The sequence below is a fragment of the Actinoplanes sp. SE50/110 genome (genome assembly GCF_900119315.1).
In the GTDB taxonomy this organism is placed as follows: domain Bacteria; phylum Actinomycetota; class Actinomycetes; order Mycobacteriales; family Micromonosporaceae; genus Actinoplanes.
Genome location: NZ_LT827010.1, coordinates 2175907 through 2197884 on the forward strand (window position 1 = coordinate 2175907; position 21978 = coordinate 2197884).

General features: G+C 71.0%; 21 protein-coding genes. 19 read left to right on the forward strand and 2 right to left on the reverse strand.

Translation table 11 applies throughout. From position 1 onward, the window contains the following. The first annotated feature begins 36 nt into the window (after window positions 1–36). From ACSP50_RS09750 to ACSP50_RS09815, 14 genes are all read left to right on the forward strand, one after another. A complete protein-coding gene (locus tag ACSP50_RS09750; protein ID WP_014689004.1) occupies window positions 37–2079 on the forward strand; it encodes a carbamoyltransferase C-terminal domain-containing protein in 2043 nt (680 codons plus the stop codon). Window positions 2080–2086: 7 nt separating this feature from the next. Further along, window positions 2087–2956 carry a hypothetical protein gene (locus ACSP50_RS09755; protein ID WP_014689005.1) on the forward strand — a complete coding sequence of 290 codons (870 nt, stop codon included), beginning with the start codon at window positions 2087–2089 and terminating at the stop codon, window positions 2954–2956. After that, window positions 2949–3668 carry a 2OG-Fe dioxygenase family protein gene (locus tag ACSP50_RS09760; protein ID WP_014689006.1) on the forward strand — a complete coding sequence of 240 codons (720 nt, stop codon included), beginning with the start codon at window positions 2949–2951 and terminating at the stop codon, window positions 3666–3668. Before ACSP50_RS09755 ends, ACSP50_RS09760 begins: the two co-directional genes overlap by 8 nt. A 22-nt stretch (window positions 3669–3690) precedes the next feature. Next, the gene (locus tag ACSP50_RS09765; RefSeq protein ID WP_014689007.1) at window positions 3691–4587 is read left to right on the forward strand and encodes a dihydrodipicolinate synthase family protein; all 897 of its coding nucleotides are present in this window, start codon (window positions 3691–3693) and stop codon (window positions 4585–4587) included. Window positions 4588–4622: 35 nt separating this feature from the next. After that, window positions 4623–5057, forward strand: coding sequence for a helix-turn-helix transcriptional regulator (locus tag ACSP50_RS09770; protein WP_014689008.1), 435 nt, complete (start codon window positions 4623–4625; stop codon window positions 5055–5057). Window positions 5058–5067: 10 nt separating this feature from the next. Then, window positions 5068–5472, forward strand: a complete 405-nt coding sequence (locus ACSP50_RS09775; RefSeq protein ID WP_043513829.1) for a VOC family protein — start codon at window positions 5068–5070, stop codon at window positions 5470–5472. An 861-nt stretch (window positions 5473–6333) separates the two neighbouring features. Beyond that, window positions 6334–7404, forward strand: a complete 1071-nt coding sequence (locus ACSP50_RS09780) for an ABC transporter substrate-binding protein (RefSeq protein ID WP_043513831.1) — start codon at window positions 6334–6336, stop codon at window positions 7402–7404. 72 nt (window positions 7405–7476) lie between these two features. Next, window positions 7477–8988 carry a sugar ABC transporter ATP-binding protein gene (locus ACSP50_RS09785; protein ID WP_014689011.1) on the forward strand — a complete coding sequence of 504 codons (1512 nt, stop codon included), beginning with the start codon at window positions 7477–7479 and terminating at the stop codon, window positions 8986–8988. After that, window positions 8978–9940 (forward strand): ABC transporter permease, encoded by a 963-nt coding sequence (locus tag ACSP50_RS09790; protein ID WP_014689012.1) that lies wholly within the window; start codon window positions 8978–8980, stop codon window positions 9938–9940. Before ACSP50_RS09785 ends, ACSP50_RS09790 begins: the two co-directional genes overlap by 11 nt. 2 nt (window positions 9941–9942) lie before the next feature. Next, window positions 9943–10923, forward strand: coding sequence for an ABC transporter permease (locus ACSP50_RS09795; RefSeq protein WP_052311544.1), 981 nt, complete (start codon window positions 9943–9945; stop codon window positions 10921–10923). 73 nt (window positions 10924–10996) lie between these two features. Then, window positions 10997–11869, forward strand: coding sequence for an alpha/beta fold hydrolase (locus tag ACSP50_RS09800; RefSeq protein WP_014689014.1), 873 nt, complete (start codon window positions 10997–10999; stop codon window positions 11867–11869). A 443-nt stretch (window positions 11870–12312) separates the two neighbouring features. Continuing rightward, window positions 12313–12732 (forward strand): MarR family winged helix-turn-helix transcriptional regulator, encoded by a 420-nt coding sequence (locus ACSP50_RS09805; protein WP_014689015.1) that lies wholly within the window; start codon window positions 12313–12315, stop codon window positions 12730–12732. 205 nt (window positions 12733–12937) lie between these two features. Continuing rightward, entirely contained in the window at window positions 12938–13465 is a 528-nt protein-coding gene (locus ACSP50_RS09810) for a pyruvoyl-dependent arginine decarboxylase (protein ID WP_014689016.1), read from the forward strand. A 248-nt stretch (window positions 13466–13713) separates the two neighbouring features. Further along, window positions 13714–14028 (forward strand): SelT/SelW/SelH family protein, encoded by a 315-nt coding sequence (locus ACSP50_RS09815; RefSeq protein WP_014689017.1) that lies wholly within the window; start codon window positions 13714–13716, stop codon window positions 14026–14028. 399 nt (window positions 14029–14427) lie between these two features. Here the strand turns inward: ACSP50_RS09815 and ACSP50_RS09820 are convergent, their stop codons facing one another. Further along, window positions 14428–15585, reverse strand: a complete 1158-nt coding sequence (locus ACSP50_RS09820; RefSeq protein WP_014689018.1) for an LCP family protein — start codon at window positions 15583–15585, stop codon at window positions 14428–14430. A gap of 277 nt (window positions 15586–15862) precedes the next feature. Here ACSP50_RS09820 and ACSP50_RS09825 point away from each other — a divergent pair, with 277 nt between their 5' ends. From ACSP50_RS09825 to ACSP50_RS09845, 5 genes are all read left to right on the forward strand, one after another. Beyond that, the gene (locus tag ACSP50_RS09825; protein WP_014689019.1) at window positions 15863–16828 is read left to right on the forward strand and encodes a glycosyltransferase family 2 protein; all 966 of its coding nucleotides are present in this window, start codon (window positions 15863–15865) and stop codon (window positions 16826–16828) included. Further along, on the forward strand, window positions 16818–17915 hold the full coding sequence (locus ACSP50_RS09830; protein ID WP_014689020.1) for a glycosyltransferase: 1098 nt from the start codon (window positions 16818–16820) through the stop codon (window positions 17913–17915). Before ACSP50_RS09825 ends, ACSP50_RS09830 begins: the two co-directional genes overlap by 11 nt. A gap of 70 nt (window positions 17916–17985) precedes the next feature. Further along, window positions 17986–18792 (forward strand): hypothetical protein, encoded by an 807-nt coding sequence (locus ACSP50_RS43330; protein WP_014689021.1) that lies wholly within the window; start codon window positions 17986–17988, stop codon window positions 18790–18792. 219 nt (window positions 18793–19011) lie between these two features. After that, on the forward strand, window positions 19012–20391 hold the full coding sequence (gene lpdA, locus ACSP50_RS09840; protein WP_043511108.1) for a dihydrolipoyl dehydrogenase: 1380 nt from the start codon (window positions 19012–19014) through the stop codon (window positions 20389–20391). Window positions 20392–20487: 96 nt separating this feature from the next. Beyond that, window positions 20488–21438: a TIGR00374 family protein gene (locus ACSP50_RS09845; RefSeq protein ID WP_014689023.1), complete on the forward strand. Its 951-nt coding sequence runs from the start codon at window positions 20488–20490 to the stop codon at window positions 21436–21438. On the opposite strand, the gene ACSP50_RS09850 is transcribed toward ACSP50_RS09845, so the two are convergent. Beyond that, window positions 21392–21955 carry a hypothetical protein gene (locus ACSP50_RS09850; protein ID WP_014689024.1) on the reverse strand — a complete coding sequence of 188 codons (564 nt, stop codon included), beginning with the start codon at window positions 21953–21955 and terminating at the stop codon, window positions 21392–21394. The two genes, ACSP50_RS09845 and ACSP50_RS09850, sit on opposite strands and share 47 nt — an antisense overlap. Window positions 21956–21978: the final 23 nt, after the last annotated feature.

The window sequence follows — 21978 nt, forward strand, 5'->3', positions numbered from 1 at the left end:
CGTCCTGATCGGACGGACATCGGGACGGGAGGCCGGGTGCTCATACTCGGGTGGCATGGCGGGATCAGACCGGAGTGGGACGATCTCGGGCCCGGCTGGTCGACCCACGACGGCGCAGCCGTGCTGCTACGGGACGGGCAGATCGTCGCGGCCGTCGAGGAGGAACGCCTCAACCGGGTCAAACACTCGAACTTCTTCCCCGCCCGGGCCATCGCCCGATGCCTGGAGATCGGGGGCGTCCGCCTTCCGGACGTCGACGTGGTGGCGATGAATTTCCAGGAGCGGACCCGGGAGATCTTTCCGGCGGACGCCGGTCTGCCGTCGCCCAACGCCTTCCTGGACGACCCGTCGAGCGGGACCCCGACGGTGCGGGACGCCCTGCGGGAGATCTTCGACCGGCACTTCGCCACGGACGTCGCCGACCGTCTGCACTTCTGCCACCATCACCAGGCGCATCTGTGGAGCGCCTGGGGGCCGAGCGGATTCCCGGAGGCGCTCGGCGTCTCGATCGACGGGTCCGGCGACGCGCTGTCCGGGATGGTCGCCCGGGCCGGCGAGGCGGGCCTGGAGGTGCTGCGGGAGTGGCCGGTCCCGCATTCGCTCGGCGACCTCTACTCGGACAGCATCCGTCTCCTGGGCTACCGGCGGTTCGACGAGTACAAGGTCATGGGACTCGCGCCGTACGGTGATCCGCGGCGGTTCCGGTCGCTGTTCGAGCAGTTCTACGAGCTGCGGCCGGAGGGCGGGTTCCGGCTCGCCACCCGGGCCGAGCGCTGGGGACTGATCCACGACGCCGGGCTGCTGCCGCTGGCCCGCCGGTCCGGCCAGCCGTTCACCACCCTGCACTCCGACTTCGCGGCCGGGCTGCAGGAGGCCCTGGAAACCGTGGTGCTGCACGTCATCCGGCATTTCGCGACGAGCACCGGACTGCGCCGGATGGTCTACGCCGGCGGTGTCGCGCACAACTGCACCCTGAACGGGCGGTTACTGCACGAGGGGCTGTTCGACGAGGTCTACGTCCAACCGGCCGCGCACGACGCGGGCGGGGCGCTGGGCGCCGCACTGCACGCCGACCACGTGCTGGGCGGCGGCGGCCGGGCGGCGATGCCGCACCTGTCGCTGGGCACCGACCTGCCATCGGCATCGCGGATCGCCGATCGGCTCGCGGCGTGGTCGGGGCTCGTCGAGGTGACCCGGCTGACCGACCCGATCGGCACGACGGCCCGCGAGCTGGCCGGCGGCGCGGTCGTGGGCTGGGTGCACGGCCGGTCCGAGTTCGGCCCGCGCGCTCTCGGCAACCGCAGCATCCTGGCCGATCCGCGGCCGGCCGGGAACAAATCGCGCATCAACGAGATGGTCAAGAAACGGGAGGGCTACCGGCCGTTCGCTCCCTCGGTGCTGCAGGAACACCTGGCCGGTCTCGTCGAGATGCCCGCCGCCCGGGCCGACCTGTCGTTCATGACCTACACGCTGACCATCCGGGCCGAGCACCGGGAGCTGCTCGGCGCGGTCACCCACGTCGACGGCAGCGCCCGGGTGCAGAGTGTCTCCCGGAGCCGGCAGCCGCGGTACTGGGCGCTGATCGACGCGTTCCGCGAGTTGACCGGTGTGCCGGCGCTGCTGAACACGTCGTTCAACAACAATGCGGAGCCGATCGCCGACTCGGTCGACGACAGCGTCGTCTGCTTCCTGACCACGGGAATCGACCTGCTGGTGGTCGACGACTTCCTGGTTCGCCGCCGGCCCGGCCTGGATCTGGCGGAGCAGGCCCGGACACTGTGCCCCGGCGTGCCGCTGAGCCGCAAGCTGGTCTCCCGCCCGGCCCCGGACGGGTCCGGCTTCCACCACTCGATCGAGGCGACCGCCAGCGCGCACTTCGTCCAGCAGCGGGTGGACGTCTCCGCCGGCCTGCACCGCGTGCTGTCGCTGGCGGACGGCCGCTCGACGGTCGCCGAGCTGTGCTCCGCCGCCGCCGTGACCGAGGCCGCGCAGCCCGGGATACTGCGGGAATTGATCACGGTTTGGGAGCGCCGCGCCGTTACCATGCGGCCATCAGGGTCCGTCCGCGAGCGAGCTTGAGGTTCAGATGTCAGCGTTCCGGAATTACGCCATGTCGCTGATCAGCGCCTCTGTGACGGTGGTGATCGGCCTGCTCTCCGACATCGTGTTCAAGCTGTCCAACAACGAGACGTTCATCGTGGTGTCCACCGGTGCCGTGGTCTCGCTGGCGGTGGCGCTGATCGAACAGCGGATGAACAGCGATCAGAAGGAGTTCCGCGCGCACATCACCGCCGAGATGGCGGAGAAGCTGGACCTCTTCCGGATGATCGACGAGATCGACGATCCCCAGCTGCGCGCCGAGGTGTTCCTGCTGGCCCGCAGGCTGAGCATCGGGGAGGTGCCGTCGCACATCGCCGCGATCCGCACCCCGATGCTCTACGACCGGGCGCGTTCCACGGTGTACGCGTCCAACGTCAGCCTGACCCGGCCGATGCTCTACCGATGGGACTCACTGGCCCGGTTCCGCCGGATCGTCGAGGTCAGCGGGCGTCGCTCGGCCGAGGGCGTCACCTTCACGCGCACGTTCTTCCTCAGCCGCCGACAGATCATCGCGCCGGACGGGCGGTGGGACGAGCGCAGCTGGCGCACGCTGCGGGCGCAGACCGAGGCCGGCATCGCGGTGCGCATCGTCTGGGCCGAGGACCTGGAGCTGGACAACCTGCCGCCGCATCGCAAGCTGGTGCGCGACCTGACCATCTTCGACAGCCTGGAGGCGGTGGACACGACCGGCGTCCAGGTCATCTACCGGCACCCGTCGGACCGGCTCCGCGAGTTCCTCGACATCGAGAAGGAGCAGCTCAAGTATTCCGAGTCCTTCGACCGGTACACCGGGGTCGAGCTGGTCGATCTGGAGGAGCTGGCCGCGGCCGAGGTGGCCGGGAGCGCGAGTGGCTGACCTGCGCGGCGCAGCGGCCGAGGCGCTGGCCGGCACCGGTGTGGCGGCGGTCGCCGGGACGGGTCTGCTGCCCCTGATGCCGCCGGCGGCAGTGCCGGATTTCCTGGCCGCGTGGTCCAGACTGGAGCCCGACGCCTATCTGCCCGGCGGGTCGACCTTCCGCCGCCGGCGGTACGGCCGGATCGCGGCGGTGCCCGGCGCGGACGGCGAATACCGGCTCGACGACCTGCCCGGCGCGCCGTTCACCCAGTCGGCCGCGACGATCCCGCTGTACCGGGGTGCGGCTCGCCGGTTCGCGCCGGTCGGTACGTCGTTCCTGCGCTCATCCGCCCTGCGCACGCTGCTCCGATTCGACCTGGACGTGATCGGCCGGCTCGAGCCGCGCGCCTTCGGCATCGGTATCCACCTCATCCGGGTGACCGTCGGCCCGGATCATCCCGAGAATCCGGCCCCCGAAGGTCGGCACTTCGATGGACATCTCTATGTGGCGATGCACCTGATCGGCCGGGAGTCGTGCTCCGGCGGGTCCTCCCTCGTTTTCATGCCAGGTGATGACAAGCCCGTGTTCAGCACGACGCTGACCGGGCGCCTGGATACCCTGATCGTCGACGACCGCCGGGTGGAACACGAGGTGAGCCCGGTGCGGGCGCTCGGCCCCGGCGCGGTCCGGGACATGCTGCTGGTCGATTTCGATCCGTTGGACGACATCTAGTAGTCGTGGAAGGGAAGCCGTCGTGACCGAGACCGGTCTTCGTGGAGTCTTCAACATTCTCGCCACACCGTTCACCGCGGACCTGGGGGTCGACACCGCGAGCATCGGCACCCTGGTCGACGGGGTGCTGGCGACCGGGGTCGACGGGGTGACCGTGCTCGGCGTGGCCGGTGAGGCGCACAGGTTGAACGCCGAGGAACGGAGCCTGGTCGTCGCCACGGCGGTCGAGGCGGTGGCCGGTCGGGTGCCGGTCTATGTCGGAGCCAGCCACGACGACACGGCCACGGTGGTGCAGGCCGGGACCGAGGCGCGCAAGCTGGGCGCGGCCGGGCTGATGATCGCCCCGCCGAAGGGCTGGACCGCGGGGGAGGCGCTGACCGCGCACTACCGTGAGGTGGCCGACAGCGTGGGCCTGCCGATCGTGCTGCAGGACTTCCCGGCGGCCAGCGGTGTCGATCTCACCCCGGAGCAGATGGCCGAGCTCGTCGCGGCGGTCCCGCTGATCACCACGATCAAACTGGAGAGTCTGCCGACACCGGTCCGCACCGCGCGCACCCGGGCGCTGCTGCCGCCGGGTCGGACCATCCTCGGCGGCATGGGCGGGATGTATCTGCTCGACGAGCTGCGGCACGGGTCGGCCGGCACGATGACCGGTTTCGCCTACACCGAGGCGTTGATCGACATCTGTCGCGCCTGGGCGGATGGGGACGTCGCGCGGGCGAAATCGACGTACACCCGATTCCTCCGTCTGCTGGTCTTCGAGCAGCAGGCCGGGGTGGGGCTGGCGGTCCGTAAGGAGATCCTGCGGCGGCGGGGGTTCATCGCCGACGGCTCGCTCCGGCAGCCCGGCCAGCCGATCGACGAGCTGACCGCCGCCGACCTGACCGAGCTGCTGGCGGACCTCGGCCTGGCCGGGTGACCCGCGCCGGCCCCGCGGCATGGCACCATGGCCGGATGGGCGGTCTTGAGCAGCGGCTTCGTGATCTCAAACGGCTGCGTCAGGTGCGGGATCGGATCGATCGGGACTATGCTCAGCCGCTCGATGTGGAGGCGCTGGCACGCGGGGCGCACATGTCGGCGGGGCATCTGAGCCGGGAGTTCCGGAGCGCCTTCGGGGAGTCGCCGTACGGCTATCTGATGACCCGGCGGATCGAGCGGGCCATGGCGCTGCTGCGGCGCGGCGATCTGAGTGTGACCGAGGTCTGTTTCGCGGTGGGGTGTTCGTCGCTGGGAACGTTCAGCACCCGGTTCACCGAGCTGGTCGGGATCTCGCCGAGCGCGTACCGGCGGACCGCCGCGGACGCGACCGACGGGATGCCGAACTGTGTGGCGAAACAGGTCACCAGACCGGTCAGGAATCGAGAAGCCCGGACCGCCGGTCGTTCCTAGCATGGGCCGCATGGACATTCGGATTCAGGCCAGTTTCCTGCCGCACGACGACGCCGAGGCGGCCATCGGCTTCTACCGTGACGTGCTCGGCTTCGAGGTGCGCAAGGACGTCGGTTTCAAGGACATGCGGTGGATCACGGTCGGTGCCAAAGGGCAGCCGGTGTCGATCGTGCTGCACCCGCCGGCCGCCGACCCGAGCATCACCGACGATGAGCGCCGGGTGATCGCCGAGATGATGGCCAAGGGCAGCTACGCCGCGGTCACGCTGGCCACCGAGGACCTCGACGGGGTGTTCGAGCGGCTGGTGGCCGGCGGCGCCGACGTGGTGCAGGAGCCGGCCGACCAGCCGTACGGGATCCGCGACTGCGCCTTCCGGGACCCGGCCGGCAACCTGATCCGGATCAACCAGCTCTAGGAACGGCTCCGCGTCGCTGATCCGGTGACGTGGCGGACGGGGTCTCGCCGGCCGCGAGCCGAAGCTGCCGATCACGGTTCGCCGGCCGTCGCCGTGAAGCCCGGTCGGCACCTGTCGCGGGAAGAAGCGCTCAGCCGCCTGACCGGTCACCGGCCAGGCGGCTGAGCGCTTTGTCCGTTTTTCCCTCGATCCCGCGGCGGCCCGGCCCGGCCATGGCGATCTTCGAGAGACTCGCCATGGTTGCGTTAACCATCGGGAGCCTGCCTGGCCCGGCCGGGGTCGACCGCGCGGCGGACATTCAGATCTGAACGCTCACCACATCGTCGATGTGCGATTTTGTGATCGCCATATGAGTGAGAGAGCGCTCTATTCCGGAGGGCGATTTCCGCCTCGGCTCATTTCGACCTCGCTCTCCGTACGCGCCGAGCTGCCGGCCGGTGCGCGGGTCGCGCCGGCCTGGTGAGCAGCGCCTTGATCAACCTTCATCGTTTTCCCTGGGCGTCGCCGCTTTTCGCAAGATCCGTCGTGGTCAGCGGAGATGGACCCACTGTCGATATGTGACGGCGGCCCACCGCGTTTATCGGCGGCCGGATCATTCGCCACTCGCTCCCGCGCACCCGACCCCGCTCTTGTCGCAGCGCGGCCCGCCAGCGCCCCGGCCGCCCGCGCCGTCCGTATGTGAACGCTCACGTTGCGGTGATGTCACGTTTCGCCCGGGTTACCGTTCGGGGTCTTGACAGATTATTAGCGTCGATGGGTGAATGTGTTCAATCCTGATCGGACCAGTGATTGATCAACTAGCGTTTGCGTGTGAAGCCGTGAGGCTTTGAGGGGGCTCCCATGTTCAGAAACGTCGCTTTCGTGCGCCCTAGGTCCGTCGCCGCCACCTTCGCCGCAGCCGCCCTGCTGCTCGGCGCGGGCGCCTGTTCGAAGGCCGAGGACTCCGGCACCGCCGGCACGGCCAGCGCGGGTCCGGCCGCCAGCCAGGTCGTCCAGTCCGCCGCCGCGAGCGGCCCCACCTGCACCCTGGAGCAGTACGGCGCCGCCAAACTCGACCTGAAGACGGCGCAGGTCGGCTTCTCCCAGTCGGAGAAGGAGGCGAACCCGTTCCGGATCGCCGAGACGCAGTCCATCAAGGACGAGGCGGCCAAGCTGGGCATCGCCAACCTGAAGACGACGAACGCGAACTCGCAGTTCACCAAGCAGGTCGCGGACGTCGAGCAGATGATCGACGGCGGGGTGCAACTGCTGGTCATCGCCCCGTTGAACTCCGACGGCTGGGACTCGGTGTTCGCCAAGGCCTCGGCCAAGCACATCCCGATCATCACGATCGACCGGAAGATCAACGCGACGGCCTGCAAGGACTACCTGACGTTCATCGGGTCCGACTTCGCCGAGCAGGGCAAGCGGGCCGCGGACGCGATGGCCAAGGCGCTGGGCAACAAGGGCGAGGTGGCGATCCTGCTGGGCGCGCCCGGCAACAACGTGACGACGCTGCGGACCAGCGGGTTCAAGGACGAGATCGCGAAGGTCGCGCCGGACATCAAGATCTCGTTCGAGCAGACCGGCAACTTCTCCCGCGAGGACGGGCAGAAGGTCGCCGAGCAGCTGCTGCAGTCCAAGCCGAACATCAACGGCATCTACGGCGAGAACGACGAGATGGCCCTGGGCGCGGTGACCGCGCTCAAGGGCGCGGGCAAGAAGGCCGGCGACGTCAAGATCGTCTCGATCGACGGCACCAAGGGCGCCGTGCAGGGCATCGTGGACGGCTGGTTCTCCGCGGTCATCGAGTCCAACCCGCGCTTCGGCCCGCTGGCCTTCCAGACCGCCACCGACTTCTTCGGCGGCAAGCCGGTCGGCCAGGACATCGTGATCCAGGACCGGGCGTACGACGAGAGCAACGCCAAGACGGATGTCGGCAGCGCGTACTGAGTGATCGCCCGCCGTCCGGTCGCGGCGACAACCGTGCCCGGGCGGCGGACCGGCTTGTGAGGAGGGCGCCGCATGGCGCTGCTGGAAGTGGCCGGCGTGTCGAAGGCCTTCCCCGGAGTGCGCGCGCTGGACGGGGTGTCGTTCACGCTGCAGCCCGGTGAGGTGCACGCCCTGGTGGGGGAGAACGGCGCCGGCAAGTCCACATTGATCAAGGTGCTCACCGGCGTCTACCAGCCGGACGGCGGCGAGGTGCGGTACCAGGGCGAACCGGCGCGGTTCGGCACCCCGCTGGACGCCCAGCGGGCCGGCATCTCGACCATCTACCAGGAGGTCAACCTCGTCCCGCTGATGAGCGTGGCGCACAACCTGTTCCTCGGGCGCGAACCACGCAACCGGTTCGGTCTGCTCGACGAGGCGCGGATGGTCCGCGAGGCCGGTGAGCTGCTGGCCGGCTACGGGGTGCGCACCGACGTACGCCGGCGTCTCGGCACCCTGGCGCTCGGCGCGCAGCAGATGGTGGCGCTGGCCCGGGCCGTGATGATCGACGCCAAGGTGGTCATCATGGACGAGCCCACCTCGTCGCTCGAACCCCGCGAGGTGGAGACGTTGTTCGGGGTGATCCGTGACCTGCACGCCCGGGGGATCGGCATCGTCTACGTCTCGCACCGGCTGGACGAGCTCTACCAGGTGTGCGACGCGGTGACGATCCTGCGCGACGGCAGACTCGTGCACACCGGCCGGATGGCCGATCTGGACCGGCGCCGGCTGGTTTCCCTGATGCTGGGCCGCGAGTTCGGCGACGACTTCACCAGCTTCACCGGCGCGGCCGAGAGCGCCGAGCCGACCGGCGAGCCGGTGCTGCGGGTCCGCGGCCTGACCAGTCGGCCGCGGCTCGACGACATCAGCTTCGACGTGCGACCCGGCGAGGTGGTCGGCCTCGGCGGCCTGCTCGGCGCCGGTCGCAGCGAGACGATCAAGGCGATCGGCGGGGCGTACCCGATCGACGCCGGCGACATCGAGGTCGGCGGGACGAAACTCGGCCGGCCCAGCACGGTCCGCGCGGTCCGGGCCGGTGTGGCCACCCAGCCCGAGGACCGCAAGGCCGAGGGGATCGTGCCCGGCCTGTCCATCCGGGACAACATCGCGCTGGCCGTCCTGCCCCGGATGACCAGGATGGGCCTGGTCAGCGACAAGAAGATCGACGAGGTCGTGCGGACCTACATGAGCCGGCTGCGGATCAAGGCGTCCAGCCCCGACCAGCCGGTCGGCGACCTTTCCGGCGGCAACCAGCAGAAGGTGCTGCTCGCCCGGCTGCTCGCCACCGGGCCGAAGGTGCTGCTGCTCGACGAGCCGACCCGGGGCATCGACGTGGGCGCCAAGGCCGAGGTGCAGGCGCTGATCGACGAGCTGGCGGCCGAGGGGCTCGGCGTGGTGCTGGTCTCCTCGGACGCCGAGGAACTGGTCGAGGGCGCCGACCGGGTGGTGGTGCTGCGCGACGGCGCGGTCGTCGGCATCCTGTCCGGCGACCGGGTGACCACCGAGGACCTGATGGCCACGATCGCGGAGGCCGCGGATGAGCACTGAGACCCTGACCCGCCGCCCCCGGGCCGCCGTCAGCGCGGCCTGGCTGCCCCGATACGGCGTGTACGCGGCGATCCTGCTGCTGGCCGCCTACAACGTCGCGTTCACGCCGTACTTCCTGACCCTGAGCAACCTGCGCATCCAGCTGATCCAGGCGGCGCCGGTGGTGATCGTGGCGCTCGGCATGGCCCTGGTGATCGGCACCGAGGGCATCGACCTGTCGGTCGGCTCGGTGATGGCCCTGGCCGCCGCGCTGATCCCGCTCTACCTGGGCTACGGCGTGGTCGCCGCGATCCTCGTGTCGCTGCTCGCCGGCGTCGCGGTCGGACTGATCAACGGGGTGCTGGTCGCCCGGGTCGGCCTGCAGCCGATCGTCGCCACCCTGGCACTGTTCGTCGGCGGCCGCGGCCTGGCCGTGGTCGTCTCCGGCGGCCGGCTCAAGGACATCCGCAACGACGACTTCCTCTACCTCGGCTCCGGTGACCTGCTCGGCATCCCGGTCCTGGTCTGGATCGCCGCGCTGCTCGTGCTGGCCGTCGCCTTCGTCATCCGGCGCACCGTCTTCGGCCGCCGGTTGCTCGCGATCGGCGGCAACCGGCCGGCCGCCGAGCTCGCCGGACTGCCGGTCAGAAAAGTCCTGATCGGTGTGTACGTTTTCTGCGCCGTGCTCGCCTCGATCGCCGGACTGTTGTCGGTCTCCCGGATCCAGTCCAGTGACGCGTCCGCGGTCGGCCTGCTGATCGAGCTCTCCGCGATCACCGCCGTGGTGGTCGGCGGCACGCCGCTCACCGGCGGCCGGGTGCGGGTGCTGGGCACCGTGGCCGGCGCCCTGCTCATGCAACTGGTGGTCGCCACCATGATCAAACACGATCTCCCGCCGTCCACGACCGAGATGGTGCAGGCCGTGATCATCCTGGTCGCGGTGTACGCGGCCCGGGAGAGGAGGACCCGGTGACCATGTCCGTCCCCCTGCCGGCCGGCCGCGAACCCGGTCGCCTCGCCGCGGTGGTCCGGCGTCAGGGTGCGCTCGCCGTGCTGGTCGCCGTCGTGGTGATCAGCCTGGCCGCGTTCCCCGGATTCCGCAGCGCCGACAACGCCGGCACCATCCTGGTCGCCGCGGCACCGCCGATGCTGATCGCGCTCGGCATGACCTTCGTGATCATCACGGGTGGGATCGACCTGTCGGTCGGCTCGCTCTACGCGCTCGGCGGGGTGGTCGCCGCCTGGGCGTCGCAGTACGGTTTCGCCGCGGCGCTGGCGGCTCCACTGCTGGTGTGCGGGGCCATCGGCGTACTCAACGGTGTCCTGATCTCCCGCACCGGCATGGCGCCGTTCATCGTGACCCTGGCCGCCCTGCTCGGCGCCCGCGGGTTGATGCGCAGCATCAGCGACGAGGGCTCGACCACCTACCTGGTCAGGAGCTCCGCCTTCCACGATCTCGGCACCGGTGCGGTGCTCGGCATCGGGCTGCCGGTCTGGGTGGGGGCCGTGCTGGTCGGCGCCGGCATCGTGGTCCTTAACCGGACCCGCTTCGGCCACGCGGTGCACGCGATCGGCGGCAGCGAGGACGCCGCGGCGCTGATGGGCCTCCCGGTCCGCCGGATCAAGGTCGCGGTGTACGTGCTGTCCGCCCTGCTCGCCGGCCTGGCTGGCGCGATCAACGCGGCCAAGCTCGGCTCCGGTGTCACCGTGCTCGGCAGCGGCATGGAACTGGACGCGATCGCCGCCGTGGTGATCGGCGGGACGCTGCTGACCGGGGGCTCCGGATCGGTCGCCGGGACGGTGGCCGGGGTGCTGCTGCTCGGGGTCATCCAGAACCTGATCAACCAGGTGGGCAACGTCAACAGCAACTGGCAGCAGGTGATCAGCGGGGCGTTCCTGGCCGTCGTGGTGGTGGCACAGACGTACCTGGTCCGCGCCCGGAGATCGCGGAACTGACCCCCGGCGGCGTGCCGCAGCCCACCACCCTGGGCTGCGGCACGGTTCGCGCCGGTGGGTTATCTTATTTCGCATGCGAACTAAGGAGACGGTCCGGATTCCGGTGACCACCGGCGGCGCGATCACCGCCACGGTGTTCACGCCCGAGGAGCCGGCCGCCGTGCTCGTCGTGCACTCCGCGACGGCCACCCCGCAGGGCTTCTACGCCGCCTTCGCCGAATACCTCGCCGCCGACGGGATCGCCGCGATCACCTACGACTACCGGGGCACCGGTCGGTCCGGGTCCCCGCGCGACCACCGCGACGTCGGCATGCGCGACTGGATCGGCGTCGACGCCCCCGCCGTCGCCGCCTGGGCCGGCGACCGTTTCCCCGGCCTGCCCCGGCTCGCCGTCGGCCACAGCCTGGGCGGGCACGCCATCGCCCTCGGCGCCGCCGGCACCGACCCGGCCGCCTCGGTGATCGTCGCCTCCCACCTCGCGGCCATCACCACCATCCCGTCCCGCCTCGAGCGCGCCCGGGTCCGCCTGCTGCTCCACCTGCTCGGGCCGGCCTCCGCCCGTCTGCTCGGATACGTACCGGCCAGCCGCCTCGGCCTCGGCGAAGACCTGCCGGCCGCCGCGATGGCCGACTGGGGCCGATGGGTCCGGATGGGCAACTACTTCTTCGACGATCCGTCGATGCGGGCCCGGGAGCGCACCGCCACCCTCACCGGCCCCGTCCTGGCGGTCGGCGCCGCCGACGACCCGTGGTCCACCCCGCCACAGATGGACGTCCTCACCACCCACCTCACCGGCGCCGACGTCGAACGCCGCACCTACACGCCGGCCGCCGCCGGCGTCCCGATGATCGGCCACCACGGGCTGCTGCGCCGCACCCTCAGCGAAGCGGTCTGGCCCGACCTGCTGGCCTGGCTCCGCGCCCACGCGGCGCGGGCGAGGAAGTGACCGCCCGGCCTGCCTCCCGCCGCCTCTTCGCCGTCCACCATCTCGGTCTCGCCGGTCCCGCGGATCGCGGGTCTCGCGGTTCTCGCCGGTCTCGCTGGTTTCGCTGGTCTCGCGGGTCTCGCCTGTCCCGCTGTCGCGGCCCGGGCGAGGCGATGGCTGTCCGCCGGGCCGCCGCCGGGCCGCCGCCGGGCCCACGCCGGGCCGCCGCCGGGCCCACGCCGGGCCGCCGCCGGGCCCACGCCGGGCCGCCGCCGGGCCGCCGCCGGGCCGCCGCCGGGCCGCCGCCGGGTCGTCTGGCTGGGGCACTCGGCGCTCGGCCCGCTGTGCCGCGCAGCTTGTGGGCCGTCGGGCTTGTGGGCGTGGGGTTGTGGGGGGTGGGCTTGTGGGGCGTGGGCTTGTGCACCGCGTACGGCCGGCTCGCTTGATGTTGACAAGATGACCGCGTGCGCCTGCCTCGCCTGATCTTCCTGCTCTTCAACGCCGACCGCGCGGTCCGGCGCTGGATCGACGCCCGCTCTGCCGACACCGGCATCGGCGCGTCCGGCGCCGGCGTGCTCTTCTACCTGGCCGGCCACGAGAACGCCCTGATCGGCGACGTGACCGCGGCCCTCGGCGCCTCCCCGTCCGGGATGAGCGGCCTGGTCAACCGCCTGGAACGCAGTGGGTGCGTGAGCCGCTCCCCGGACCCGGCGGACGCCCGCGCCGTACGGCTCACCCTGACGCCTCGCGGCCGGGAGTCCGTCACCCGGGCCCGCGACCTGGTCGACGACCTGAACCAGCAGCTCACCGCGGGCTTCGACGAGGCCGAGGTGGCGGTCATCGAACGCTGGCTGGAACACGTGAGCCGCCGCGACTTTAGGTAACGGTCGGTCATTTCTCACGGTCTCTGCGGGGGATCTGCGGAGCGTGGCGTAGTCGGCACACTAAGTGAGCACGCCGGTTCGCCCTGACTGGGCCGGTCGCGGTGTGCATGGCGGGGTGTCTCGGCGCCCCGTGTCGAGCTGTCACGCACTCGCGCCTTCGGGCGATTTCTCATTATCTTTCCGTGCTTTCCGCAGAGGGAGACCCATGGCTGACTCCGTCGTCTACGACCAGATCCCCGTCGTTCGCGCCATCGGGCGGGGCACCACCTCGCTGGCCGCGTTCCACGACGCGCTGGTGACCATGGAGTGCGGTTTCTACAACCTGGTCCGCCTGTCCAGCGTCATCCCGCCGTCCACCACGGTCGACGCATCCGGCAAGGCCCCGGTCCCGGTCGGCGCCTGGGGCGACAAGCTCTATTGCGTGTACGCCGAGCAGCACGCCACCCAGATCGGCGAGGAAGCCTGGGCCGGCATCGGCTGGGTCCAGCGCCGCGACGGCCGCGGCGGCCTGTTCGTCGAACACGAGGGCACCAGCGAGGCCTTCGTCCGCGAACAGATCAAGGCCAGCCTCGGCGACCTGGTGAAGGGTCACGAGGACGAGTTCGACGGCCCCGACTTCGTCGTCCACGGCGCCGTCTGCACCGGCGACCCGGTCTGCGCCCTCGTCCTCGCGCCGTACGAGACCGCCTCCTGGCGGGGCATGACCGCCACCCAGCCCCCCGGCATGAACTGACCCACCGCCCCACCGCGTAGGCCGGCCCCACCTCGGGCCGGCCTACGCGTCGTTCGGTCGGCTTCGGGTCCGCGCTCTGCGGCGTCGGCCCGCTTGGGGTCCGCGCGCTGCGGCGTCGGCCCGCTTGGGGTCCGCGCGCTGCGGCGTCGGCCCGCTTGGGGTCCGCCCTTGCGGCGTCGGCCCGATTCGGGGTCGCACCGGTTGCTCCGCGGGTGGGCGCCGGTTGTCTCCCGGCATACTCGCGTGTTGTGACGAACCGGACGCCGCGCCTCGAGATCGAATACTGCACCCAATGCCGCTGGCTGCTCCGCGCCGCATGGCTGGCGCAGGAGCTGCTCACCACGTTTCCTCGCGACCTCGGCGAGGTCGCCCTGGTGCCCGGCATCGGCGGAGTCTTCGAGGTACGCCTCGACGACGAAACGCTCTGGAGCCGCAAACCCGACGGCTTCCCCGACCTGCCGCAACTCAAGCGCCTGGTCCGTGACCGGGTGGCTCCGGGCCGCGACCTCGGCCACTCCGACCGCGCCGCCACGGTGACCCCCGAACCGCCGGCCACCGCATGAGGACATCACCCGCGAAGAGCGGATAAATCGGTATAGTGCCGCACGTCGATCCGATGCGCTGAGCGCTGCGTGTGCCGCCGATCGCCGGTTCAGTCGCGATCGGCTGATCGCCCAGGATCTATGGATGGATCCCGCGCGGTGGGTGACTCGCCATCGCTTGAAGCGCCGCGGACGATTGGCGCGAGGCCGCTGGGTGGGCCGCGGGCTGTGGTGGGTTGAGGTCGCTGGGTGGGCCGCCGGCTGTGGTGGCTCGGGGCTGCCGGGTGGGCCGCGGGCCGCGGTGGGCCGGGGTGCCCGGGGTGGGCGCACGTGAGTGGGGGCCGGGCCGCCGGGTGGCTGAAAACGACGGCGCCCGCGGTCCCCCGAGGGGGTGCGGGCGCCGTGCGGAAAGGGCTGCGGTCAGCTGGTGGCGACGAACTTCGGGTGGCCGAGCAGGAACGTGGCCACGTCGTCGCGCTTGAGGGACTTGAGCAGGTCCATCGTGTCCGGGGAGAGGATCTCGGCACTGCCGACGCCCGGGATGGTCTGCGAGTTCAGTTTGCCCTCGTTGCTCTTGATGGTGATCAGCTTGTCCGGCTTGAGGCTGCGCATCGACAGCGCCCAGTCGGCCAGGTCGACGCCGCGGGTGTCGACGGTCATCGCCTTACCGAAGGCGCCCAGCAGCTTCGGCAGCTTGGTCGGCGAGTCGAGCCCGTCCTTCATCGCCTGGTTGATGATCGCCCGGAAGAACTGCTGCTGATGCCGCTGGCGCCCGTAGTCCCCGGAGTTGTCCTCGAGCAGGTCACGCTGGCGGACGAAGTCGAGTGCCTGGGAGGGCGAGAAGCACTGGTTGCCCTTTTTGTAGATGTTCGGCGTGACTCCGGCGATCTTGTGGTTCAGCGTGCCGTTGGGGTTGATCGCGTACGGGTGCGCGGTGTTGCCCTTGGCGTCCTTGCCCAGGTGGATCGACTTGGTGGTGGTGTCCACGTACATGCAGACCCGGCCGAGCACGTTGACCACGTCGCGGAAGCCCTGGAAGTCGATGATCGCGCCGGCGTCCGGCGTGATCCCGGTGAGCTCCTTCACCGTCATGGTCAGCAGCTCGAAGCCGTGCTTGAGCGCGTCGTCGCCCTTGAGCCCGCGGGTGCCGAAGGCGAACGCGGCGTTGATCTTCGTCCGGCCGCCGCCCCACTTCTGCGCGCCGTTGTCGTACGCCGGGATGTTGACGTAGCTGTCGCGGGGGAGGGAGATCATGTAACCACTGGTGTGGTCTTTGTTGATGTGCAGCAGGATGATCGAGTCGGAGCGCAGCGGCTCGCCGTTGGTCTGGTCGGGCCGCTGGTCGATGCCGACGAGGAGCAGGTTCTTCGGCCCGTCGAGGGAGACCTTGGCCTTCTCCTCGGCGGGGGCGGCCGAGCCGATCAGGGTGGTCTGGTCGATCGAGGACGTCGCGGCGGCCACGGTCGCCTTGAGGCCGATCGCCCCGCCACCGCCGCCGACGAGCAGCACGGTGCCGAAGACCACGGTCCAGAAGGCCCAGCGGGGTGCACGTCTGCGACGTTTGCTGGTCTTGCTCAAGAGGGGTCTCCTAGTCTCCGGGCGGTCGTTCCGCCCCATGAAATCTAGGACGGCAGTTCCACCCTTGAAGACGGGCGCCGCAGGGCGAAAGATTGCCTTCGCGAGATGGAATTTTCCTGTGCGCCTGATTACGTTTTGATGAAGGTGACGCTGGGTGACGCTGTGGCGACGGTTGTTGCTACCCCGTTCCCCACCGACTATCTTCCTGCTGTTATCCATTGCGCCGCCCGAGACCCTACGGTACGGGCCGTACCATCCCCGCCGTTAGCGAGTCGCCATGTCTTCAGAGCCGGATGTCAGTGTCGTCATTCCGACGTGTAACCGGCCCGAGCTAGCCGTTCGCGCGGTCCGCAGCGCGCTCGGCCAGACCCATCAGAACCTCGAAGTGATCGTCGTCGTCGACGGCCCGGACGAGGCGACCGTGGCGGCCCTCGACGAGATCGGCGACTCCCGTCTCAGGGTGATCGTTCTGCCCGAGCGTGGCAAGGCCCCGAACGCGCGCAACACCGGCGCCCGCAACGCCCGCGGCCGCTGGACGGCGATGCTCGACGACGACGACGAGTGGCTGCCCGCCAAGATCGAGCGGCAGCTGGCGCTCGCCACGGCCGCCACCAGCGAGCGTCCGGTGATCGCCTGCCGGATGATCAGCCGCACCCCGCGCGCCGACAACGTGATGCCCCGCCGGCTGCCCGAGCCGGGCGAGCCGATCAGCGAGTATCTGGTGGTCCGCCGCGGCCTGTTCTACGGCGACGGTTTCGTGCAGACCTCCTGCATCATGGCCCCCACCGAGCTCTGGCTGAAGGTGCCGTTCACCGTCGGCCTGCGCCGCCAGCAGGAGCTGGATTGGACCCTGCGGGCGCTGCGCGAGCCGGGCACCGAGCTGGTCTACGCCGCCGAGCCGCTGGTCCTCTGGCACCAGGACGAGAACCGCGAGCGGATCAGCCTGGAGAACCCGTGGCAGGAGCAGCTCGACTGGCTGCGCGCCAACCGCGAGCTGTTCACCCCCCGGGCGTACGCCGCTTTCACGCTCAGCGTGCTCAGCTCGATGGCCGCGCCGACCCGCAACGCCAAGCTGTTCCGCGAGCTGCTCGCCGAGGCCCGCGGCCACGGCCGGCCCGGCGCGGTCGACTACCTTACCCACATGCAGATCTGGGCCCTCCCGCCGAGCATGCGCCACCGCCTGCGTGACCTCGTCGTCGGCCGCAAGGCGCCGGAGCAGCCGGTCGCCACCGATGGCAACTGAGCGCCGGGTCGCGATCTGGCGCAGCGCGATGCTGCCCGGGTCGGAGACCTTCATCCGCAACCAGGGCGACGCGCTGACCCGCTGGCGGCCCACCTACGTCGGGGCCACCCGGATGGAGTCGGTGCTCTCCCGCCCCGACGACGTGATCGCCTTTCCGGGCGGCAAGGGCTTCCTGCGGCTGCGGCTCACCGGCACCTCACCGCAACTGCGCGACACCCTTGCCGGCGTACGACCCGATCTCGTGCACGCCCACTTCAGCGGCGACGGCTGGCTGGTCAGCCACACCGCCCGGGAGCTCGGGGTGCCGCTCGTGGTGACCGCGCACGGGCACGACGTCACCCGTCAGCCGTCCAGCCCCGGTGCGAAAGGCGTGCGGTACCGCCGCAACCTGCACAGCGTCTTCCAGCGGGCCACCACGGTGATCGCGGTCTCCGAGGTGATCCGTCAGCAGGCGATCCGCTGGGGCGCCGACCCCGCCAAGGTCAGGGTGCACTACACCGGCATCGCGGTGCCGGCGACCGTCGAGCCGCTGCCGAAGCGGTGGGACGTCGTGTTCATCGGCCGGTTCGTCGCCAAGAAGGGCGTCGACGACCTGCTCACCGCACTGTCCATGCTGGACGAGCCGCGCCCCCGGGTGCTGCTGATCGGCGACGGCGAGCTGCTCCCGGCGATGCGGGACCGGGCGCGGGAGTCGCGCGTCGACGTCACGTTCGCCGGCAGTCTGCCGCCCGACGAGGTGCGCCGTCACCTGCTGGAGTCCCGGCTGCTCGCCTGCCCGTCGAAGACCGCACCGGACGGCGACACCGAGGGTCTGCCCACCACGATCCTGGAGGCGGCGGCGCTCGGCCTGCCGGTGGTCGCCACCCGGCACAGCGGCATCCCGGAGGCGGTCGTCGACGGTGAGACCGGCCTGCTCAGCCCCGAGGGGGACCCGGCCGCGCTGGCCGCGTCGCTGCGCCGGCTGCTCGCCGACGAGGAGCTTCGGCAGCGCCTGGGCGAGCAGGGCCGCAAGCACGTGACCGCGCATTTCGACCTGACCGAGCAGACGCGCGGTCTGGAGCGGCTCTACGACGAGGCGCTAGGCTGACCAGCCACCGCTGACCGGTTCCCGTTCCGGGAGCTCGACGGCGCCGCCGCGAGCACCCGGAGGGGTATCCATGATCTGCACCAACTGTGGTTCCACCGCGGCGCCCACGGCCGGCCCCTGCCCGGGCTGCGGCCGGCCCACCCCGGATCCCGCCGCCGGCATGTTCCCCGACCCGCTGGCCGCCCCGCCCACCACCGCGCTCGGCGGGAGCCTGACCGATCCGCGGTACCCGGCGACCCGCGCCATGCCCACCTCGCCCTACGGCGTCCCGGTCGACCCGTACACCGGCCCCACCACCGGCGACCCCTTCGCCGCCACCCCGCCCGCCGCCTACAGCGGCCCCACCTCCGGCGCGCCGGGCTACGCTCCGCCGGCGTATTCGCCGCCGGCCACGCCGCCGGCCACGCCGCCGTACGCCCCGCCGGGCCAGCCCACCGGTTACGCCCCGCCCGGCCAGCCCGCTGCTTACGGTCAGCCCGCCGGTTTAGGCCAGCCGGTTGCTTACGGTCAGCCCGCCGGTTTGGGCCAGCCGGTTGCTTACGGTCAGCCCGCCGGTCCGGGCCAGCCGGTTGCTTACGGTCAGCCCGCCGGTCCGGGCCAGCCGGCCGCTTACGGCCCGCCCGGCCAGCCGCAGTACGGCCCGCCCTATGCCGCCTACCCGGGTCCCGGCCCGGCGCCGTCCCAGGTCTACACCATTGTGTCGTACGTCTTCGGCGGTCTCGCCGTGGTCCTCGGCGCCCCGTTCACGGCGATCATCGGCCTGGCTCTGGCCGGCTTCGGCAAGAAGCGGCACGAGCCCCACGGCGAACTGGCCATCAAGATCGTGTCCGGCTGCCTGGTGCTCTCCGGCGTGATCTGGCTCCTCCACAGGAATTGACCGGCCGGGCGCGCGGGAAGCTCTCCGGTAGGAGCGGCCTACCCTGTCGATTCGACCGATTCCAGTGATTCGATCGGCGAATGGACGCCTCTGTCCATAGAGGTCGGCACCTCCCTCGAAGGACAGTCGCGAAGCGACACACCCGCCGGCGGGTAGCCGGTGACGGGCCGCGAGCTCGGCCCGGCCCCGGGAGCTCTCTGCAACGATTACTGTTCGCTCATGGGTGAACATTTCGATCTTGTCGTGCTGGGTGCCGGGCCGGGTGGCTACGTCGCGGCGGTCCGCGGCGCCCAGCTCGGGCTCTCCACCGCCATCGTCGAGGAGAAATACTGGGGTGGCGTCTGCCTCAACGTGGGCTGCATCCCGTCGAAGGCGCTGCTGCGCAATGCCGAATTGGCGCACATCTTCCAGCACCAGGCGGACACGTTCGGCATCGACGGAAAAGTGACCTTCGATTTCGGGGTGGCGCACCGCCGGAGCCGGGACGTGGCCGACGGCCGGGTCAAGGGCGTGCACTACCTGATGAAGAAGAACGGGATCACCGAGATCCAGGGCCGCGGCGAATTCGTCGACGCGCACACCCTGCGGGCCGGTGACCGCACGATCACCTTCGACAACTGCATTCTGGCGACCGGCGCGAGCACGCGACTGATCCCGGGCACGACCGTCACCGATCGGGTCGTCACCTACGAGGAGCAGATCCTCGACGCGGAGCTGCCGGAACGCATCGTCATCGTCGGTGCCGGCGCGATCGGGGTCGAGTTCGCGTACGTACTCCGCAATTATGGGGTTGACGTGACGATCGTGGAATTTCTCGACAGGATGCTCCCGCTGGAGGACGAGGACGTCTCCAAGGAACTGCTCCGGCACTATCGCCGGCTCGGCGTCGACGTGCGGGTCGGCACCCGGGTCGACAGCATCGAGGAGACCGCCGCATCGGTTCGGGTCACCGTTTCCAAGGACGGCCGGACCGAGATTCTGGAGGCCGACAGGGTGCTCCAGGCGATCGGTTTCCAACCCAACACCCGGGGCTACGGCCTGGAGACGACCGGCGTCCGGGTTTCGGACCGCGGCGCGGTCGAGATCGACGACTATTGCCGTACGAATGTGCCCGGCATCTACGCCATCGGCGACGTGACCGCCAAGCTGATGCTCGCGCACACCGCCGAGTCGATGGGGATCGTGGCCGCCGAGACGATCGCCGGCGCCGAGACGATGGCGCTGGACTACCGGATGATTCCGCGCGCCACGTACTGCCAGCCGCAGGTCGCGAGCTTCGGATGGACCGAGGCGCAGGCCCGCGAGCAGGGCTTCGACGTCAAGGTCGCGAAGTTCCCGTTCACCGCGAACGGCAAGGCGCACGGGCTCGGTGATGCCGCCGGCTTCGTCAAGATCATCAGCGACGCGGCGTACGGCGAGCTGCTCGGCGCGCATCTGATCGGACCGGACGTGACCGAGTTGCTGCCCGAGCTGACCCTGGCCCAGCAGTGGGACCTGACGGTGACCGAGGTGGCCCGCAACGTGCACGCCCACCCGACCCTCGGCGAGGCGGTCAAGGAGGCGGTCCACGGCCTGGCCGGGCACATGATCAACCTCTGACCCCGAGTCGCCGGCGTTCCCCTACCGCCGTCGCAGTATCCCCTAGGCCTCCCCGGGGAGGACGACGGCGGCGATCCGATCCGGAACGCTGAACGGGTGACGTCGACCGCTCCCGCCACGCCCGGCCCGCACCGGGCGTGGCGGCGATGGGCCCGATACTCGCTGCTCGCACCGGTCGCCCTGCTCGCCGTGGCGATGCTGCGCACCCGGCTGCCGGACCCGGTGTCGATCCTCGGGGCGCTCCGCGGCGCCGATCGGCGGTGGGCGGTGTCCGCGCTCGCCGCCGGCCTGCTGTCCCAGCTCGCCTACGCCGAACAGCAGCGCCGCCTGCTCGCCGCCTTCGCCGTGCACGTCCCGCCGCGGCGCGCGGTGGCCATGACGTACGTCCGCAGTGCTCTCAGCATGGCGCTGCCCGCCGGCGCCGCGGCGTCCGCCGCCTACGCCTTCCAGATCTACCGCCGGCACGGCGCGACCTCGGCCGTCTCCGCCGCCGCCACCCTGATCTCCAGCGTGGTCACGGCGCTGTCGCTGGGCCTGCTCTGCGCCGCGACCTGGTCGGTGCCGCTGACCGCGGCCCTGCTCGCCGCGGCCGCCGCCGTCCCGTGGATCCGCCGCCGCCCGGCCCTGTCCCGGCGGCTGACCGCCCTCCCGTTGCTGCGCCGGCCGGCCGTCCGCCGGGCGCTGCGGGACGCGCGCACCGTCGAACCGCGTACCTGGATCGCCGTGCTGCTGGCCGGGCTGGTGAACTGGCTGCTCGATATGGGATGCCTGCTGCTGGCCGCCGACGCGGCGCACGCCGGGATCGGATGGGACCGGCTGGCGCTGATCTACCTGACCGTGCAGATCGTCCGGCAGATCCCGCTCACCCCGGGCGGTATCGGACTGATCGAGACCAGCATGCTGGCCGGGCTGATCGCGGCCGGGACCACCCAGGCGGCCGCCGCCGTGGCGGTGCTCATCTACCGCCTGATCTCCTTCTGGCTGATCCTGCCCGCCGGGCTCACCGCCCACCTGCTGCTCCGCCGGCACTCACGAACTGCTGCCTGACGGCGCCCAGACCGAGCGCCAGGGCCGGGCCGGGCAGGCGACCGGCCAACCCGTACCGCCGGCCCGAATTCTCCCGGTCCACCAGGTCCTGCCAGAGGTCCGCGACCGGATCGCCGGTCGCCGGCAGCCGGTGCCCGGCCGCCACCAGCAGCCGGGCGAAGTCGTTCTGCTGGCGCAGCCGCTGCTCCTCGAAGATCCGGCTCCACTGCAGCAGCGACAACGACCCCTCCAGCGAATCCGGCACCGTCTCGTCCAGCAGCGGCAACGGCCGCGCCGCCGCCCATCCGCCCAGCTGCGCCCCGGTCACCGCCCCCGGATCGCCGTCCACGCTGCGGGCCAGCGCATAGGACAGCAACGCGGTCGTCTCCACCAGCAGGTGCTGCACCGGCACCAGCGCCGGCGGATCCAGCCACCAGTGATCCGCCTCCAGCAGATCCGCGGCATGCCGGGTCGCCGCGCGCCACCAGCCCACATCCCCACCGGCCAGCGCCTCGGTGTACGACCACAGAAAGGTCACACTCCGTGCCTACCAGCGCGATT